The 16831-nt window shown below is 29.0% G+C and carries 13 protein-coding genes; 6 read left to right on the top strand and 7 right to left on the bottom strand.

Going from position 1 to position 16831, the window contains the following annotated elements:
* Nucleotides 1-14 precede the first annotated feature (14 nt).
* Nucleotides 15-713 (bottom strand): response regulator transcription factor, encoded by a 699-nt coding sequence (locus tag ACFO3U_RS01015; protein ID WP_379737571.1) that lies wholly within the window; start codon nucleotides 711-713, stop codon nucleotides 15-17.
* A 5-nt stretch (nucleotides 714-718) separates the two neighbouring features.
* Nucleotides 719-2089, bottom strand: coding sequence for a sensor histidine kinase (locus ACFO3U_RS01010; protein ID WP_379737569.1), 1371 nt, complete (start codon nucleotides 2087-2089; stop codon nucleotides 719-721).
* 308 nt (nucleotides 2090-2397) lie between these two features.
* Here ACFO3U_RS01010 and ACFO3U_RS01005 point away from each other — a divergent pair, with 308 nt between their 5' ends.
* Nucleotides 2398-3732 (top strand): ammonium transporter, encoded by a 1335-nt coding sequence (locus tag ACFO3U_RS01005; protein WP_379737567.1) that lies wholly within the window; start codon nucleotides 2398-2400, stop codon nucleotides 3730-3732.
* 55 nt (nucleotides 3733-3787) lie between these two features.
* Nucleotides 3788-4297, top strand: a complete 510-nt coding sequence (locus ACFO3U_RS01000) for a nuclear transport factor 2 family protein (RefSeq protein WP_379737565.1) — start codon at nucleotides 3788-3790, stop codon at nucleotides 4295-4297.
* Nucleotides 4298-4299: 2 nt separating this feature from the next.
* Here the strand turns inward: ACFO3U_RS01000 and ACFO3U_RS00995 are convergent, their stop codons facing one another.
* The gene (locus tag ACFO3U_RS00995) at nucleotides 4300-5256 is read right to left on the bottom strand and encodes an NAD-dependent epimerase/dehydratase family protein (protein ID WP_379737562.1); all 957 of its coding nucleotides are present in this window, start codon (nucleotides 5254-5256) and stop codon (nucleotides 4300-4302) included.
* 249 nt (nucleotides 5257-5505) lie between these two features.
* Between ACFO3U_RS00995 and ACFO3U_RS00990 the strand changes: the two genes are divergently transcribed.
* Both ACFO3U_RS00990 and mfd read left to right on the top strand, forming a co-directional pair.
* Nucleotides 5506-6168, top strand: a complete 663-nt coding sequence (locus ACFO3U_RS00990; protein ID WP_379737560.1) for a hypothetical protein — start codon at nucleotides 5506-5508, stop codon at nucleotides 6166-6168.
* 45 nt (nucleotides 6169-6213) lie between these two features.
* On the top strand, nucleotides 6214-9531 hold the full coding sequence (gene mfd, locus ACFO3U_RS00985; protein ID WP_379738151.1) for a transcription-repair coupling factor: 3318 nt from the start codon (nucleotides 6214-6216) through the stop codon (nucleotides 9529-9531).
* On the opposite strand, the gene ACFO3U_RS00980 is transcribed toward mfd, so the two are convergent.
* The 4 genes from ACFO3U_RS00980 to ACFO3U_RS00965 all read right to left on the bottom strand — a co-directional run bounded on the left by ACFO3U_RS00980 (nucleotide 9528) and on the right by ACFO3U_RS00965 (nucleotide 13798).
* The gene (locus ACFO3U_RS00980) at nucleotides 9528-11621 is read right to left on the bottom strand and encodes a M48 family metallopeptidase (protein ID WP_379737558.1); all 2094 of its coding nucleotides are present in this window, start codon (nucleotides 11619-11621) and stop codon (nucleotides 9528-9530) included. The two genes, mfd and ACFO3U_RS00980, sit on opposite strands and share 4 nt — an antisense overlap.
* A gap of 29 nt (nucleotides 11622-11650) precedes the next feature.
* Complete coding sequence (locus tag ACFO3U_RS00975) at nucleotides 11651-12310, bottom strand: aspartate kinase (protein WP_379737556.1); 660 nt, start codon at nucleotides 12308-12310, stop codon at nucleotides 11651-11653.
* A gap of 62 nt (nucleotides 12311-12372) precedes the next feature.
* Nucleotides 12373-12732, bottom strand: a complete 360-nt coding sequence (locus ACFO3U_RS00970) for a YraN family protein (RefSeq protein ID WP_379737554.1) — start codon at nucleotides 12730-12732, stop codon at nucleotides 12373-12375.
* Nucleotides 12733-12898: 166 nt separating this feature from the next.
* Nucleotides 12899-13798, bottom strand: a complete 900-nt coding sequence (locus ACFO3U_RS00965; protein WP_379737552.1) for a S66 peptidase family protein — start codon at nucleotides 13796-13798, stop codon at nucleotides 12899-12901.
* 187 nt (nucleotides 13799-13985) lie between these two features.
* Here ACFO3U_RS00965 and ACFO3U_RS00960 point away from each other — a divergent pair, with 187 nt between their 5' ends.
* Both ACFO3U_RS00960 and metG read left to right on the top strand, forming a co-directional pair.
* On the top strand, nucleotides 13986-14612 hold the full coding sequence (locus ACFO3U_RS00960; protein ID WP_379737550.1) for a metallophosphoesterase family protein: 627 nt from the start codon (nucleotides 13986-13988) through the stop codon (nucleotides 14610-14612).
* 146 nt (nucleotides 14613-14758) lie between these two features.
* Nucleotides 14759-16813 (top strand): methionine--tRNA ligase, encoded by a 2055-nt coding sequence (gene metG / locus ACFO3U_RS00955; protein ID WP_379737548.1) that lies wholly within the window; start codon nucleotides 14759-14761, stop codon nucleotides 16811-16813.
* Nucleotides 16814-16831: the final 18 nt, after the last annotated feature.

The raw sequence follows: 16831 nt of genomic DNA, 5'->3' as shown, positions 1-16831 counted from the left end.
AATAGTTGATTTAATTAATTGTTAATGATAAACTCAAGACCAATGCCTCTTGTGCTTTTAATTGTTATATTTTCGTCTTCTTTGAAATGTTTTCTGATTCTGCTTATAAACACATCCATACTTCTCCCTGAGAAAAAATCATTATTATTCCAAAATTTTAATAATATCTCATCTCGTTGAATTAAATTGTTTCTAGATTCATATAGAAAATAAATCAATCTGGCTTCTTTTTCTGTTAATTTAAAAGTTAAATCATTAATTCTCAATTCTAATTTTTGTATATCGAATATATATTTTCCTATAGCTATACTTTCAAGTTTAAAAAAGTCATCTGCAATTGCATTTTTCTTTTCTGTTCTCCTTATTATATTTTGCAACCTTAATATCAATTCTTCAACCTCAAAAGGTTTTACTATGTAATCGTCAGCTCCTAACTTTAATCCTTTTATTCTATCATCTTTAGCTTTTCTGGCTGTTAAAAACAAAAAAGGTAAATCAGGGTTATGTTTTATAATTTTTTCAGCCAATGAAAAACCATCCAGCTTTGGCATCATCACATCAAAAATTCCAATATCAAAAGAATCATTTTTAGATAATTCAAAGGCTTCCTCACCGTCTTTCCCCCAAACAACTTCATATTTATTCAATTCTAAATATTGTTTCAATGCTGCACCAAAATCAAAATCATCTTCCGCTAATAATATTCTTTTCATTTTTACTATTTTGGAATAATTATACTAAATGTTGAACCTTCTTTTTCTTTACTTTCTACTTCAATAGCTCCTTTGTGAGCTTTTACAATTTGCGAACTATAATACAATCCTAAACCTAGACCTTTGTAATTGTGAGTATCTTTTTCACTTACTCTAAAAAACTTTTCAAAGATTATTTTTTGGTTCTTTTTTGAAATTCCAATACCATTATCAGTTACTGAAATGATGTGTTGTTTTGTTTTTTCATTATATTTATAAGTCACATTAATTATTGTTCCTTCATATTTTACAGCATTTGATAATAAATTTAAAATTGCTGTTCCTAAATAAAATTTATCTGCTATTATTTTTTGTTCTAAATTTTCAAAATCACTAGTGATAACAATTTCTTTTTTTAATGTAATTTTATAATCACTGATAATTTTTTCTAAAAAAGGAGCTATTTTAAACTCTTTTAATGACAAATCAATTTCATCATAACCAATACTATTATTAACAACTTGATCAATTAAATTTTGTAAACGTTTATTTTGCCTATCAATTACTTGGATTGTTTCTTTAGCTATTTCTGTTTGTCCTTCTGCATATTTATTTGTTAGTGTTTTTGTTGTAATTGCTAAAGTTGACAAAGGTGTTTTTAACTCATGTGTTATATTATTGATAAAATCTGTTTTAATTTCGGCTAATCTTTTTTGTTTAATTAAGTTGTTTATAGAATATGACAACAACCCAATTACAAAAACAAATAAAAGAATAGAAATTATTAATAATGAGGTCAGCTCTTTGACAACAAAACTTTCCCAATCAACAAGGTTCATATAAACTTGAGTTTTAAAGTGTAAATCTTTAAAGCTCTTTGAATTTTCTAATTCTTTTTGCCAAGTACCTTTATTAATTAAAATTGCATCTTCATTAGAAAAATTATTACCTAAAATAAAAATAGCACTATCTTTTTCTGAATCTAAAAACACATCATTTACTGCTGATAAACTATCTAAAAGAATAATATCTGTTACAGAAATTTTAATTTTTACTTTAAATTCAATATCATTTTCTTTTATTCCCTCTTCATATACTTTTAAAAACGCTTTATTTACTTCATTTGTTTTTGATTCAAGGTTTTTAATAACTTCAGGTTTAGTGATTTTTGAATCTTCATAAAGTCCTAGCTGTTCTAAAAAGTCATTCCTATAAATCCAAAATAAAGAATCAACTTCTTGAGTGCTATATACTTTTGCAATTGAATTTCTCGCATCCATTGCAAATGTCTTTTTCTTTAATTCATAAGTATTATAAATCAAATAAGCTTGAATCGCTGAAATAGCAATTAAAGTAATTATAGAGCCTAAAATTAAAAACCTCGACTTCAATGACATAATGTAAAATTATTATAAAGTATTAATTGTCAAGTAAAATACTAATTCATTAACCTATTATTAACTCACAAGGTCTTTTAAAAAAGGTATTTATTTTTGACTATTATAAATATAACAAATAAAAGTTGAATCAAAATAGACATAGTTTTTTTAAAAAAAGTCTTTTTAAATTATCAAAAAAACAAAAACTAACACAATTAATAACAATTTACTAAAAAAATAAGTTTAACGCTATTTTTACTAGGGTTTAATTCTATTTTTTTAAAGCATTATGTATTTTTACCCTAAAAAATTAAAGGGTATAAATTATGAAAATAGAAAAAAGATGGATTGTTTCATTCTGTATTATATCGTTATTAGCCATAACAAGTTTATTTTGGACACCTTCAAATAATCTTAAAAATGAATTTTTATTAGAATCTGAGATAAATGTTGCTGATGTAGCATGGTTATTGACTTCTTCTTCTTTTGTTTTGTTAATGACACCGGGACTTTCTTTCTTTTATGGAGGAATGGTTGGAAGAAAAAATGTTATTTCTACGATGCTTCAAAGTTTTATATGCTTAGGTGTTATTTCTTTGGTTTGGGTTGTTGTTGGATTTAGTTTGGCTTTTGGATCTTCAATAGGATTTACTATCGATGGAATACACTACGGAATTATCGGAAACCCTTTTGATTTTACTTTTTTTAATAATGTTGGCGTTTTGCCTCATAAAGAGCTTGCCTCGACTTTACCATTCATCCTTTTTGCTCTATTTCAAATGAAATTTGCCGTGATAACTCCTGCAATTATTACGGGTTCTTTTGCTGAAAGAGTTCGATTTATTTCTTATTTATTGTTTATTTGTTTGTTTACTTTATTTATTTACACTCCTTTGTGCCACATGGTTTGGCATCCAAACGGTTTATTGGGTGCTTACTTTGGCATAAAAGATTTTGCAGGTGGAACAGTTGTTCACATGAGTGCTGGTTTTGCTGCTTTAGCTGGAGTTTTAACATTAGGTAAACGAAAAAATAGTGAACATATTCCAACAAACATACCTTTTGTTTTACTAGGAACAGGAATGCTTTGGTTTGGATGGTTTGGATTTAATGCTGGCTCTTCTTTAGCTGCAAATGGAACTGCTGCAATGGCTTTTGCTACAACAACAATTGCTTCTGCTTCTGCTATGATAACTTGGATTTTCTTTGACAGAATTAATGGTAGAAAAGTTTCTGCCCTAGGAGCTTGTATTGGTGCTGTTGTAGGTTTAGTTGCCATAACTCCTGCTGCTGGTTTTATAACAATTCCAGAAAGTATCTTTTTTGGATTTATTACTGCAATTGTATCCAACAAAATGTTGTATTGGAAAAAACTTAAAGCTATTGATGATACTTTAGATGTTTTTGCATGTCATGGAATTGGTGGAATTATGGGAATGATTTTAACGGCTATTTTCGCTCAAGGTGAAAATGCAAGTCTTTTACATGGTGGGTGGACCATTTTTGGACATCATATGATAGCTTTAGTATTGGTTTCATCATTTACTTTTTTTGGTTCTTTATTGTTATTCAAAATAACCAATAGCATAATTCCTTTAAGAGTTTCCGATAATTCTGAAAGAGTTGGATTAGATTTATCACAACATGATGAGAAATTTTAAAAAATTACTTTAAGTTTCAAAAAAATTGTACTTTTAGATAAATTAAAACTTTAAAATGAAAAAATATTTTCTATTCTTATCCTTGATATTGCTATGTGTTTCTTGCATTGAACCAAAAGAAAAAATCACTGAAAACTCAAAAGAAAAAATAAATACTTTTCTTGACAAATGGCATAAAGATGCTGCAGAAACTAGCTTTCAATCTTACTTTGATGCAATAGCTGATGATGGAATTTTCATTGGAACTGATGCCACAGAAAATTGGAACAAAAAAGAATTTATGGCTTTTTCAAAACCATATTTTGACAAAGGAAAAGCATGGAATTTTACTGCTCTTGAAAGAAATATCTATTTTTCGGAAGATGGAAAAACATCTTGGTTTGATGAATTATTAAACACTCAAATGAAACTTTGTAGAGGTTCTGGTGTTTTGGTTAAAGAAAATAATCAATGGAAAATCAAACATTATGTGCTTTCCATGACAATTCCTAATGAAACTACTAATGAAGTAATCTCAATAAAATCAGCCATTGAGGATAAAATAATAAACGAAAAAAAGAAATAAAACTAGTCGTTGTATTTGTGTTCTTTCAAGTTTTTGAACATTTCTGTAGTCATGTTTTCTAAATTGAAATCGTTTTGCCAATTCCAATCTTCACGAGCTGAAGAATCATCAACACTTGCTGGCCAACTATCCGCAATTTTTTGTCTGAAGTCAGGTTCATAACTCATTTTAAAATCAGGATAATGTTTTTTAATTTCTGTAGCAACTTCTTCTGGAGTAAAACTCATTGCACTTAAATTATAAGAGGAACGAATTTTAATTTGCTCTTCTGGAGCTTGCATAATTTGAACTGTAGCTTTGATGGCATCATCCATATACATCATTGGCAAAGCTGATTTTTCAGATAAAAAACTGGTATATTTTCCTTCAGTAATAGCTTTATGATAAATTTCAACCGCATAATCTGTTGTTCCTCCACCTGGTTCAGAAACCCAACTAATTAAACCTGGGTAACGAATACTTCTAACATCAACACCATACTGATGACTGTAATATTCGCACCATCTTTCACCTGCTTGTTTACTAATTCCATAAACTGTTGAAGGTTCCATAACCGTATATTGAGGTGTATTTTGACTTGGTGTTGTTGGCCCAAAGACAGCAATACTTGAAGGCCAAAATATTTTTTTAATTTTTCCAGCCTTAGCAATGTTCAAAACATGGAAAAGAGAATTCATATTTAAATCCCAAGCAAAAGCTGGGTTTTTTTCAGCGGTTGCTGAAAGTAAAGCAGCCATTAAATAAACATCTGTTATTTCATATTGCTCCACCAAATGCTCAATTTGATTATAATCTAAAGCATTTACAACTTCAAAAATTCCATCATTGACAACATCAATATTTAATTTTCTAATGTCAGAGGCTACTACATTTTCAATTCCATAGATCTCACGCAATTTTTTGGTAAGTTCTGTTCCTATTTGCCCACAAGCACCAATAATTAAAATTTTTGTCTTCATATTGTCATTAAATTAACGGGTACAAATATATTATTTTCAATTGTTGATTTTTGATTTTTTAAGCTAATTTTTTACTAAAAACTCAAAAACTTACCACAATCAAAGGTTTTGATTCAAGATGTCATAATTAGCAATCTATAATTAACTGATTTAAAAACAATTACTTTTTTTACTAAATTGTGTTAACTTATGCTAATTACTATACTTTCTTTTTTAAACATTTGTACATTTGTATTCTAATTGATATTTATGTACAAATCGATTTTTATTTTTATAATTTCACTGTTGTTTATTTCTTGTAATGATGAAACTACTCAAGAAGACAACGAAAAAATTATAGCCAAAAACAAACAAACTTTTAATTTGTTAAGTTCAATTTGGGACTTAAAAGTTCCTACACTTTCACCAACTGCAGAAAATGAAGTAAGCAATTGGAACGAATGGCAACAATTTGTTATTGAAATTAATCAGAAGCCAAAAAGTAATTTAACGGCTTTTCAATTAAAAACAAAGAATATTTCTTCAAAAATTGATTCACTTCAATTAAATATTCCAAGTCAATTTAATATTCCTCAAGTAAAAAGCAGAATTGCAGCTTTGGACACCAAAATAAAAATGTTAGACTCCTTTATTCATTTAACTGATGTTCCACAAAATAAAATTAAAGAACTTATTCCAGAAATCAATGAGGAAATGAAATCTTTAGTTGGCCAATGGGAAGAAATAATCATCAAGAAAAGAATTCCAAAAGAAGTTGGAGAAGAATATATGATTCAGGCATTAGATACAACTAGAAATGCAAGTCCTGAGTTGATGATGGAAAAAATACGCAAACAAGATTCAATAGACAATCAACAATTTAAAGACGAAAACAAGAGTCCTCAAAGAAAAAAACTTCTTAAAACTGAATAATTTTTGAAACCTGATATAGCCAATTCTTATAAAAAATCTGCAAAAATTGCTGTTTTTGCTGAAACTTTAGCACAACAAAATCAAAAAATTCATGCCAAAGGTTTATTAGGTTCTTCCATTTCGTTTGTTATTCAAGCGTTGTTTGAAAAATCAGATTTACCTTTTCTTTTGCTTTTTAATGACAAAGAAGAAGCTGCCTATTTTTTGAATGATTTGGAATTGCTTATTAATACAAATGATGTTTTATTTTATCCAGGATCGTATAGAAGACCTTATCAAATTGATGAAACGGATAATGCGAATGTTTTGCTTCGCGCAGAAGTTTTAAACCGAATCAATTCCAGAAAAAAACCTGCTATCATTGTTTCGTATCCTGAAGCTTTATTTGAAAAAGTAGTCACCCGAAAAGAATTAGAAAAAAATACTTTAAAAGTTCATGTAAACGATAAGCTTTCAATCGATTTTATTAACGAAACTTTATTTGAATACAATTTTAAAAGAGTAGATTTTGTAACTGAACCAGGAGAATTTTCGGTTCGTGGTGGAATTATCGATGTGTTTTCGTTTTCGAATGATCATCCTTATAGAATTGAGTTTTTTGGAAATGAAGTCGATAGCATCAGAAGTTTTGATGTGGAAACCCAACTTTCCGTTGAAAAACTGAAGAAAATTTCTGTAATTCCAAATGTTGAAAATAAGTTTTTAGATGAAAATCGTGAAACATTTCTAAATTACATTAATGAAAAAACAGTCATTTTTACTCAAAATTCAGAATTCATTTGCAACCAATTAGACAAATTATTTGACAAAGCAGTAGAAGCTTTTGGTAAACTTTCCAAAGATATCAAACACGCTCAACCTGAAGAGTTATTTGTCAATCAAGAACAGTTTTTAAAACAAGCTCTTAACTTTAATATTGTTGAATTAAACAATACAGCTTTATTCAAAACAACGAAAGTATTTGAATTTCATATTCAACCTCAACCCTCATTTAACAAGCAGTTTGACTTGTTATTGAATGACATTAATGAACATCATTTTAATGGGTTTACCAATTACATTTGTTGTTCAAACAGTAATCAAATTACACGTTTTCAAGATATTTTTGAGGATTTAACTGATGAAAATTCCAATGGTGAAATTCCAAATTCCAAATTCCAAGGTTTGGTGTTGCCCATTTATCAAGGATTTATTGATGAAGAATTGCAACTGACTTGTTACACGGATCATCAAATTTTTGAACGTTATCACAAATTCAACATCAAGAGTAATTATTCGAAAAAGCAAACCATTACGCTCAAAGAATTGACTTCATTACAAGTTGGAGATTATGTAACACACATCGATCACGGAATTGGAAAATTTGGTGGTTTACAAAAAATTCAGGTTGAAGGCAAAACACAAGAAGCTATTAAAATTGCTTATGCAGACAATGATATTGTTTATGTAAGTATTCATTCTTTGCATAAAATTTCAAAATTTAATGGTAAAGAAGGAATTCCTCCCAAAATATATAAACTTGGAAGCAATGCTTGGAAAGCTTTGAAGCAAAAAACAAAAGCTCGTGTAAAACATATTGCTTTCAATTTAATTCAATTGTATGCTAAAAGAAGACTAGAAAAAGGATTTCAATATGCTCCTGACAGTTATTTGCAAAAAGAATTAGAAAGTTCTTTTATTTACGAAGACACACCAGACCAAGTTACTGCAACAGCTGATGTAAAAGCTGATATGGAAAACGAAAGACCTATGGATCGTTTGGTTTGTGGTGATGTAGGTTTTGGAAAAACTGAAGTTGCTATTCGTGCAGCATTTAAAGCTGTTGACAATGGAAAACAAGTGGCAGTTTTAGTTCCAACAACTATTTTGGCTTACCAACATTATCGCACTTTTTCAGAACGTTTGAAAGAAATGCCTGTTACAGTAAGTTATTTAAATCGATTTAGAACTGCCAAACAAAAAACAGAAACCTTAAAAGATTTGGCTGATGGAAAAGTAGATATTATCATTGGAACCCATCAATTAGTCAATAAAAATGTAGTTTTTAAAGATTTAGGTTTATTGATTGTCGATGAAGAACAAAAATTTGGAGTAAACGTTAAAGATAAATTGAAAACGATTGCTTCTAATGTTGATACGTTGACATTAACAGCAACTCCAATTCCGAGAACTTTACAATTTTCTTTGATGGCTGCGAGAGATTTGTCTGTAATTACAACTCCACCTCCAAATCGTTATCCTATTGAAACTAATGTAATTCGTTTTAGTGAAGAGTTGATTCGTGATGCAATTTCGTATGAAATCCAAAGAAATGGTCAAGTTTTCTTCATCAATAATCGAATTGAAAACATCAAAGAAGTAGCTGGAATGATTCAGCGATTAGTTCCCGATGCACGAGTTGGAATTGGTCACGGACAAATGGATGGCAAAAAACTAGAAGAATTGATGCTAGCTTTCATGGAAGGAGAATTTGATGTTTTAGTGGCCACAACCATTATTGAAAGTGGTTTAGATGTTCCAAATGCAAATACAATTTTCATCAATAATGCTAATAATTTTGGATTATCGGATTTGCATCAAATGCGTGGACGAGTGGGTCGTAGTAATAAAAAAGCGTTTTGTTATTTCATAACGCCACCTTATTCGATGATGACAAGTGAAGCTCAAAAACGTATCAATGCTTTAGAACAATTTAGTGAATTAGGAAGTGGTTTTAATATTGCGATGAAGGATTTGGAAATTCGTGGTGCTGGAGATTTACTAGGAGGAGAACAAAGTGGTTTTATCAATGATATTGGTTTTGATACTTATCAAAAAATCATGAATGAAGCTATTGATGAATTGAAAGAAAACGAATTCAAAGATTTATACGAAGCTGATAATGATATTGAAACCAAAGAATTTGTCAAAGATATTTTGATTGATGCTGATTTTGAATTGTTGTTTCCAGATGATTATATCAATAGTGTTTCGGAACGATTGGCTTTGTATAACGAATTGGGCACTTTAAAAACCGAAGAACAGTTACAAGCTTTTGAACAAAAACTAATTGATCGATTTGGAGCTTTACCAAAACAAGCCACTGCACTATTAAATAGTGTTCGAATAAAATGGATTGCAACAAGAATTGGACTCGAAAAACTAATCATGAAACAAGGCAAAATGATTGGATATTTCATCAGTGACCAACAATCTAATTTCTATCAATCAAACCGATTTATAAAAGTGATGCAATTTGTGCAACAAAATGGAAACATCTGTAAGTTGAAAGAAAAAGAGACCAAAAATGGATTGCGATTACTACTCACTTTTGATAATGTGAAGAGTGTTAGTAAGGCTTTGGAGTTGATGCAACGGTTTTAATTAATCAATTCTTGATGGATTTTTAAAATTTCTTCAAGATTTTTATTTTCAACTCGATTACAATTTGCAATAGCAGTATCTATTTCGAATATTATTTTTTCAAATTTACCATTTTCAAATATTCTACCTAATTGATTTTCTATTTGACCTTTCTCTGCAATTGCTTCTTTTAATTCAACAATTGACTCAATATTAGGTAATGGTACAAAATTAAGACTATCTAAGCTATTGATTTTTTCATTAATAAATCTAACATAACTCTTTATTTCATTAGATAAATTATCTACCATCTCTTGTGAAACTTCTCCTAATCTTTGCAAGTCATTTATTTCTGAAATAATCTTATTCTTTGTATTAATTATTGTTTGATATAACTCAATTATTCTCCATTGTTGATTATATAACTTTAACAATTCTGTATTTTTTCCATTTTTTTTAGATAAATAATAAAAAAGTTTTAAGTATTTTTCGTCCCAATCTTTAAATCCATTGTTGAATAAAAATTCACGATCTGCTAATAGTATATCAAAAACTGTTTGTAAATTCTTTTTATTATAAGCAACATTTTTGTAATCAATGGTTTTATTTTTAGAAACTCCTGAAGCCATTTCTTGAACTTTAATCATTAAAGTTTCTATTTCTTTGACAGGTTTCATCAGCTCTTTTATTTCTAATAGAAGAGTTTCATATCTCTTTTTTGGAAACTCAATTTCAGAATCTAATTCTAAAAAGAATTCCTTTTTAGGCATATTTACAAATCTGTTTTCAAACGTGTTTTCAAGTTCTTCAAACAACTTATTATTTTTATTTTCCGCTTCAATAAATTTTTCAAAAGTTAAAAAATCTGTTGGATTTTCTGGTGCTTTTCCTAAATACAACTTATAAATTAGTTGTGTCATTTCTTCTTGTAAATCTTCAGAATTATTAAAAAGTATCCAAGGAGAACGTTTATCTATGACACAAGAAATAAAAGGGTTTTTTGCACTTTTTTCTCTCAAATCATTTGGCGGATGACTTGCATACATACTTACTTTAGAATTCTCTGATTGACTAAAGAAATTTCTATTTCCCAATGCATCAAGAGGTAATTGATTAAATTTAGTATCAATTTCTACTTTTGTTTTCTCTAATAAAGCATTTTTGTGTGCATATAAATTTTTTGAAAAAATACTTTTTTTAGAAGCATGATAGGCATTATTAACTATAGTTGACCATTTTTCAAAACCAAATTCAAGTTTCCATAAACCAGATACTATAGCTTCACTTCCTACAGTTTTTACTGCAACTTTATCTGCATTGAATTCCATTTCTCTTGATAAAGCAGAATGCATTATATTTAAAAAAATATAAAAAAGTCGCAATACTTGTCTAATTAACCAAATTATAGGTGTTATAATCCAAGCAGCAAATGAGAGTCTAATATCTGAATTTCTCCACTTATCCAACATTTCATCATAACTATCTCTTGTAAAAATCATGTCGTGAATTATTGTGTTTGCACTATGAATATAACTACCAATTTTCATGCTTTTTTGAGCAAAATGACCAAATTCATGTGCCATAACTGCTTTAAACTCGCTAAGGTTTAAAGTACTCACAAGACCTAATCCAATTGTCAAATCTTTTCTTGTTGGCAAAAACAAACTCATCCAAACATTTGTATAAGCTACATAAGCATTTACATCAGGATCTACATAAATTGATTTTGGTTTTGGAGCTCCAGTTTCTTTACAAATTGTATCTATAAATAAAAATAATTCAGGATATTTTGATTTAGATAACTTTATCCTGTTTTCTGGTTTTGGGTTTTTTAATTTTAGTATAAATTTTAAAGTAAAAAGCAACAACATTACAGAACCTGCAATAGCACCTAATTTTCCTAATATTGTAAACTTATTATAATTTTCAATTTCATATATAAAAGCAAAATAAACCAAATATCCTAATCCTATAATTAGTAACACATACAATAAAAAAAACATTAGGATTGAAAAAACAGCTAATGAAGACTGTAGTATATATGAATTGGAAAGTTTGGTAAGACTTTTAGGTACTTCGTTTGGAGTTGGAACTAAAATAGCTGCATTCATAAAATCAAATTGATGCTTTTTATTATTTTTTAAACATTCTTCAAATCCTTAATCACTCTAAAAGCAATATCAACTTGCTGTTCACTTACTAAAAATGTAAACTCATTTGACGTAGAAATTACTTCATAAAGTACAATTCCTTCCCAAGCTAAACGTTGAAAAATATAGTAATAAACACCTGGAACATTTACATTTTCATGTGGTAATTTTATGGTAATTGAAGATAGATCATTTATTTTTTGAATTTGCTTTTCTGCTTTAAAAAGCTCTTCCATCACAGAATCCATAGTATCACTTAATACAATATTAATTTCATTGACACCTCTAGAAGAAGTATAAAAAACATCTTTACGTAGATTAATTGTTGAAATTAATTCTGCTTGCTTGCTTAATAATGTATCTGAAAGCATATAAGTGTAATCGTTCAAAGAAGATCGAACTGTAATTTCACCTATATTTCTAATTACTTTAGAAATTCTATGATTAATCTTAAAATCTAACTCTTCTGTAAGCCTTTTTAAAGACATTACTACAGCTCCTTGCTTAATGTCTTTACCTAATTGCTTTTCAACTTCAGGCATCATGATTCTTGCCAAAGATGTAAGATTAATTATTCCTTCAGACAAGGATCCTAATAAAAATGGTTTAGTTTTTAAATAGTGTTCTACAAAAGACGATACTGTTTTCATTTTTTTATTTTTTTGCAAAAATATATAAAAAAACAAATTGTTATAATTATAACAAAAGAAATTTAGAAATAATAAAAAGCTTCTTCGATATGTTCAATAGTAAAGCTTTCTTTGTTTTTATGAATTGCTATAATATCAAAACGAACATTGACATCTAAGTCATTTCTGTTAATATATTCATTTACTGCTTTTACTAATAATTGAATTTTTTTTGGTTTTACAAAGTCTTGAGGCAATCCAAACTCCAAACTTGAACGTGTTTTAACTTCCACTATAGCTAAGGTAGTGTTTTTTTTTGCAATAATATCAATTTCTGCTTTTTGAAAACGCCAATTCCTATCCAAAATTTCATAACCATTTTTCTGTAAGAAATCGACAGCTAAATCTTCACCTAATTGTCCTAAATCATTATGTTCTGCCATTTATAATCGTTTTACAGTTTACAGTTTACAGTTTACAGTTTACAGTTTACAGTTTACAGTTTACAGTTTACAGTTTACAGTTTACAGTAATTGGTTTTCTTTTTAAACATTTGTTACAAAACATTTTATAAATTTCTATAATTTCTTAAATCTGTGTTCCAAAAAATTATTCTTTGAACTTTAAAAAGACTTCTTTTTCATTTACTTCAAAATCAACCTGTTTTCCCAATTGAAGAGCTCGATTATCCTTAACATGACCCGCTGGAAAATCAAAACAAACTGGAATATTATACTCTTTTGCTATTGCAGTAATAATTTGAACTGCATTTTGTCCAAAAGGAATTTCATTGTCATGCATATCGGTCATTCCACCAACGATTAATCCTTTTAAGTTTTCAAAATAACCGTTTCGTTTAACATTTTGCATCATTCTATCAATATGATAAAGGTACTCGTCCAAATCTTCAATAAATAAAATTTTGTTTTTAGTGTCTAATGATGATTTTGAACCTAATAAACTATACAAAATCGATAAATTTCCACCAACCAATTCACCTGAAGCTTTTCCTTGAATGTCATAAGGTTTTGAAGGAATTATGTATTCCATTTTTTCTCCAAACAATGCTTTTCGCAAAGTTTCTTTCACTTCATCAGAAGCTTTTGGAACAGTAAAAGGCATAATACAATGCATTGAAGCTACTCGTTCAGCATTAGCTTGAGAATGCAAAACGGTAACATCACTAAAACCCATAATCCATTTCGGATTTTTATTAAACTTGGTAAAATCTAATAAATCAACCATTCTAACAGTTCCATAACCACCACGAGCACACCAAATTGCTTTGATATTTTCATCGTCCATCATATTTTGAAAATCAGCCGCTCTTTCTAAATCCGTTCCACCTAATTGACAACTATCTAAACCAATTGTTGTTCCCAATTTTGTTTTTAAACCCCAAGATTCTAATAATTCTTTAGCAGGAATAGCATCTTCTGGAAAAAATTTTCTGGCTGTACAAACAATAGCAACGGTGTCGCCTTTTTTTAAATAAGGTGGAATTTTCATTTTTTGTGAATGAGAAATATTAAAAAACAATATAATTATTAAAATAAATCGATACATAAATCAGATTATTTCTTTCAAAAATACATAAAATAGAATTAAATTTTATGCTTCTTTTCAAAACTATTCTTATATTACAATAATTGATGTTTTAATATAATTAAACTCGTAAATTTTATAGAAAAATTACATGAAAGTAACAGCAATTTCAGATACTCACGGAAAACACAAACAATTAAAGTTGACTGGTGGTGATCTTTTAATTCATTCAGGTGACATTAGCTCTTTTGGAAATAAGGAGGAAATTAGTTGTTTTTTAGAATGGTTTTCCAAACAAAAATATATCTATAAAATTTTTATTGCAGGTAATCATGATTTTTCTTTTGAAAATCAATTTCAAAATATCATTATTCCAGAAAATGTGACTTACCTTAATGACAGTGGAATTGAAATTGAAGGCTTACAAATTTGGGGTTCACCTATAACTCCTACTTTCTGTAATTTAGCTTTTAACAGAGACAGAGGTAAAGAAATTGAATTTCATTGGAATAAAATCCCAGCAAACACTGATATTTTAATAACTCATGGACCTCCCTATGGAATTTTAGATGAAACGGAAACTCATTTTAATACGGGTTGCAAAAATTTATTAGAAAAAATATGTACGATAAATTTAAAATATCACATTTTTGGACATATACATGAAGCTTTTGGAGTTACTAAAATAAAAGATACAATTTACATCAACGCAGCTTCAGTAAATTTAGAATACAAAATTAGAAATCTTCCTTATCACGATTTTGAAATCAATATTTAATTTAAAAATCTCCACATAAATAGGTATTCATAAAACTGTAACAATCTTATTTGATAAAAAATAATTGGATTTATTGCAATAATTCTAACTAAAATGCATCAATTCGGTTGTAAACAATTATTTTTGTACTCAAATTTAGAATTATAATGATACCAAATCCAAAAAGATATACAATCACAGCTGCTTTACCGTATACTAATGGTCCAATTCACATTGGTCATTTAGCTGGAGTTTATGTGCCAAGTGATATTTATTCAAGATATTTACGTTTACAAGGAAAAGATGTTGCTTTTATTTGTGGAAGTGATGAACACGGTGTTGCGATTTCAATGAAAGCAAAAAAAGATGGCATTACACCTCAACAAGTAATTGATAAATATGACGGAATTATTCGTCAGTCTTTTATAGATTTTGGAATTTCATTTGATAATTACTCTAGAACATCATCAGAAATACATCATAAAACAGCTCAAGAATTCTTTAAAAAATTATACGATAAAGGTGATTTTATTGAAGAAGTAACAGAACAATTATATGATGCTAAAGCAGATCAGTTTTTAGCCGATAGATTTGTAACAGGAACTTGTCCAAAATGTGATAATCCTGAAGCTTACGGTGACCAATGTGAACGCTGTGGTTCTACTTTAAATGCAACAGATTTAATTAATCCAAAATCAACAATTACAGGTGAAACTCCTATTTTAAAAGAAACTAAACATTGGTTTTTACCTTTAGATAGATACCAAGATTTTCTTGAAAAATGGATTCTTCAAGACCATAAAAACGATTGGAAAACGAATGTTTTAGGACAAGTCAAATCGTGGTTAGATGATGGTTTAAAACCAAGAGCCGTAACCAGAGATTTAGATTGGGGAATTGATGTTCCTGTGGAAGGTGCAGAAGGCAAAAAATTATACGTTTGGTTTGATGCTCCTATTGGGTACATTTCGTCAACCAAAGAATGGGCTGAAAAAGAAGGAAAAGATTGGGAACCTTATTGGAAAAATGCAGATACAAAATTAGTGCATTTCATCGGGAAAGATAATATTGTATTTCATTGTATTATTTTCCCAGCCATGTTGAAAGCTGAGGGAAGTTATATTTTGCCTGATAATGTTCCAGCTAATGAATTTTTAAATTTAGAAGGAAATAAATTATCGACTTCTAAAAATTGGGCTGTTTGGTTGCACGAATACTTACAAGATTTCCCAAACCAACAAGATGTTTTGCGCTATGCTTTAACCTCAAATGCTCCTGAAACCAAAGACAACGACTTTACTTGGAAAGACTTTCAAGCAAGAAATAATAATGAATTAGTAGCTGTTTTTGGAAACTTCATCAATCGTGTTGTGGTTTTAACCAACAAATATTATGATGGAATTGTACCAAGTCCAACTGAATTTACAGAAGTTGATGAAGCAACTTTAATAGAATTAAAAGCTTATCCAGAAGTCATTTCGAGTTCTATTGAGCGTTATCGTTTTAGAGAAGCTTTAGGAGAAATGATGAATGTAGCTCGTTTAGGAAATAAATATCTAGCCGACGAAGAACCATGGAAAATGGTGAAAGAAAATCCAGAAAGAGTACAAACACAAATGTATGTGGCTTTGCAAATTGCTGCTGCTCTAAGTGTCTTGGCTGAACCTTTCTTGCCATTTACAGCAACTAAATTAGAAAACATGTTGCAGTGCAAATTGAATTGGAATGATGTTTCAACGAATTCTGATTTATTACCAGCAGGAAGCGAAATAAGTCAAGCCGAATTACTTTTCTCAAAAATTGAAGACGAAGAAGTTCAAAAACAAGTTGATAAATTACTAGCGACTAAAAAAGCAAACGAAATGGAAAATGCTAAAGCAGAACCACAAAAAGAAGTGGCAACTTTTGATGATTTCACAAAATTAGACATCCGAGTTGGAACCATTTTAGAAGCTGAAAAAATGCCAAAAGCCAACAAACTCTTAGTTTTAAAAGTAGATACCGGAATTGACATAAGAACCATAGTTTCTGGAATTGCTGAACATTTTTCTCCAGAAGAAGTTGTTGGAAAACGAGTAACTGTTTTAGTGAATTTAGCACCAAGAGCTCTTCGTGGTGTTGAAAGTGCTGGCATGATTTTAATGACCAACAACGCAGAAGGTAAATTAGTTTTCGTAAATCCTGATGCTGATGGTGTTATGAATGGTGCTTTGATTTCTTAAAAAAACAACCGCAGATTC

Source organism: Flavobacterium ponti, from assembly GCF_042652765.1.
GTDB classification, from domain to species: Bacteria; Bacteroidota; Bacteroidia; order Flavobacteriales; family Flavobacteriaceae; genus Flavobacterium; species Flavobacterium ponti.
The sequence above is the reverse complement of the archived record's forward strand: the minus strand, read 5'-3'. Positions and strand labels throughout refer to the sequence as shown.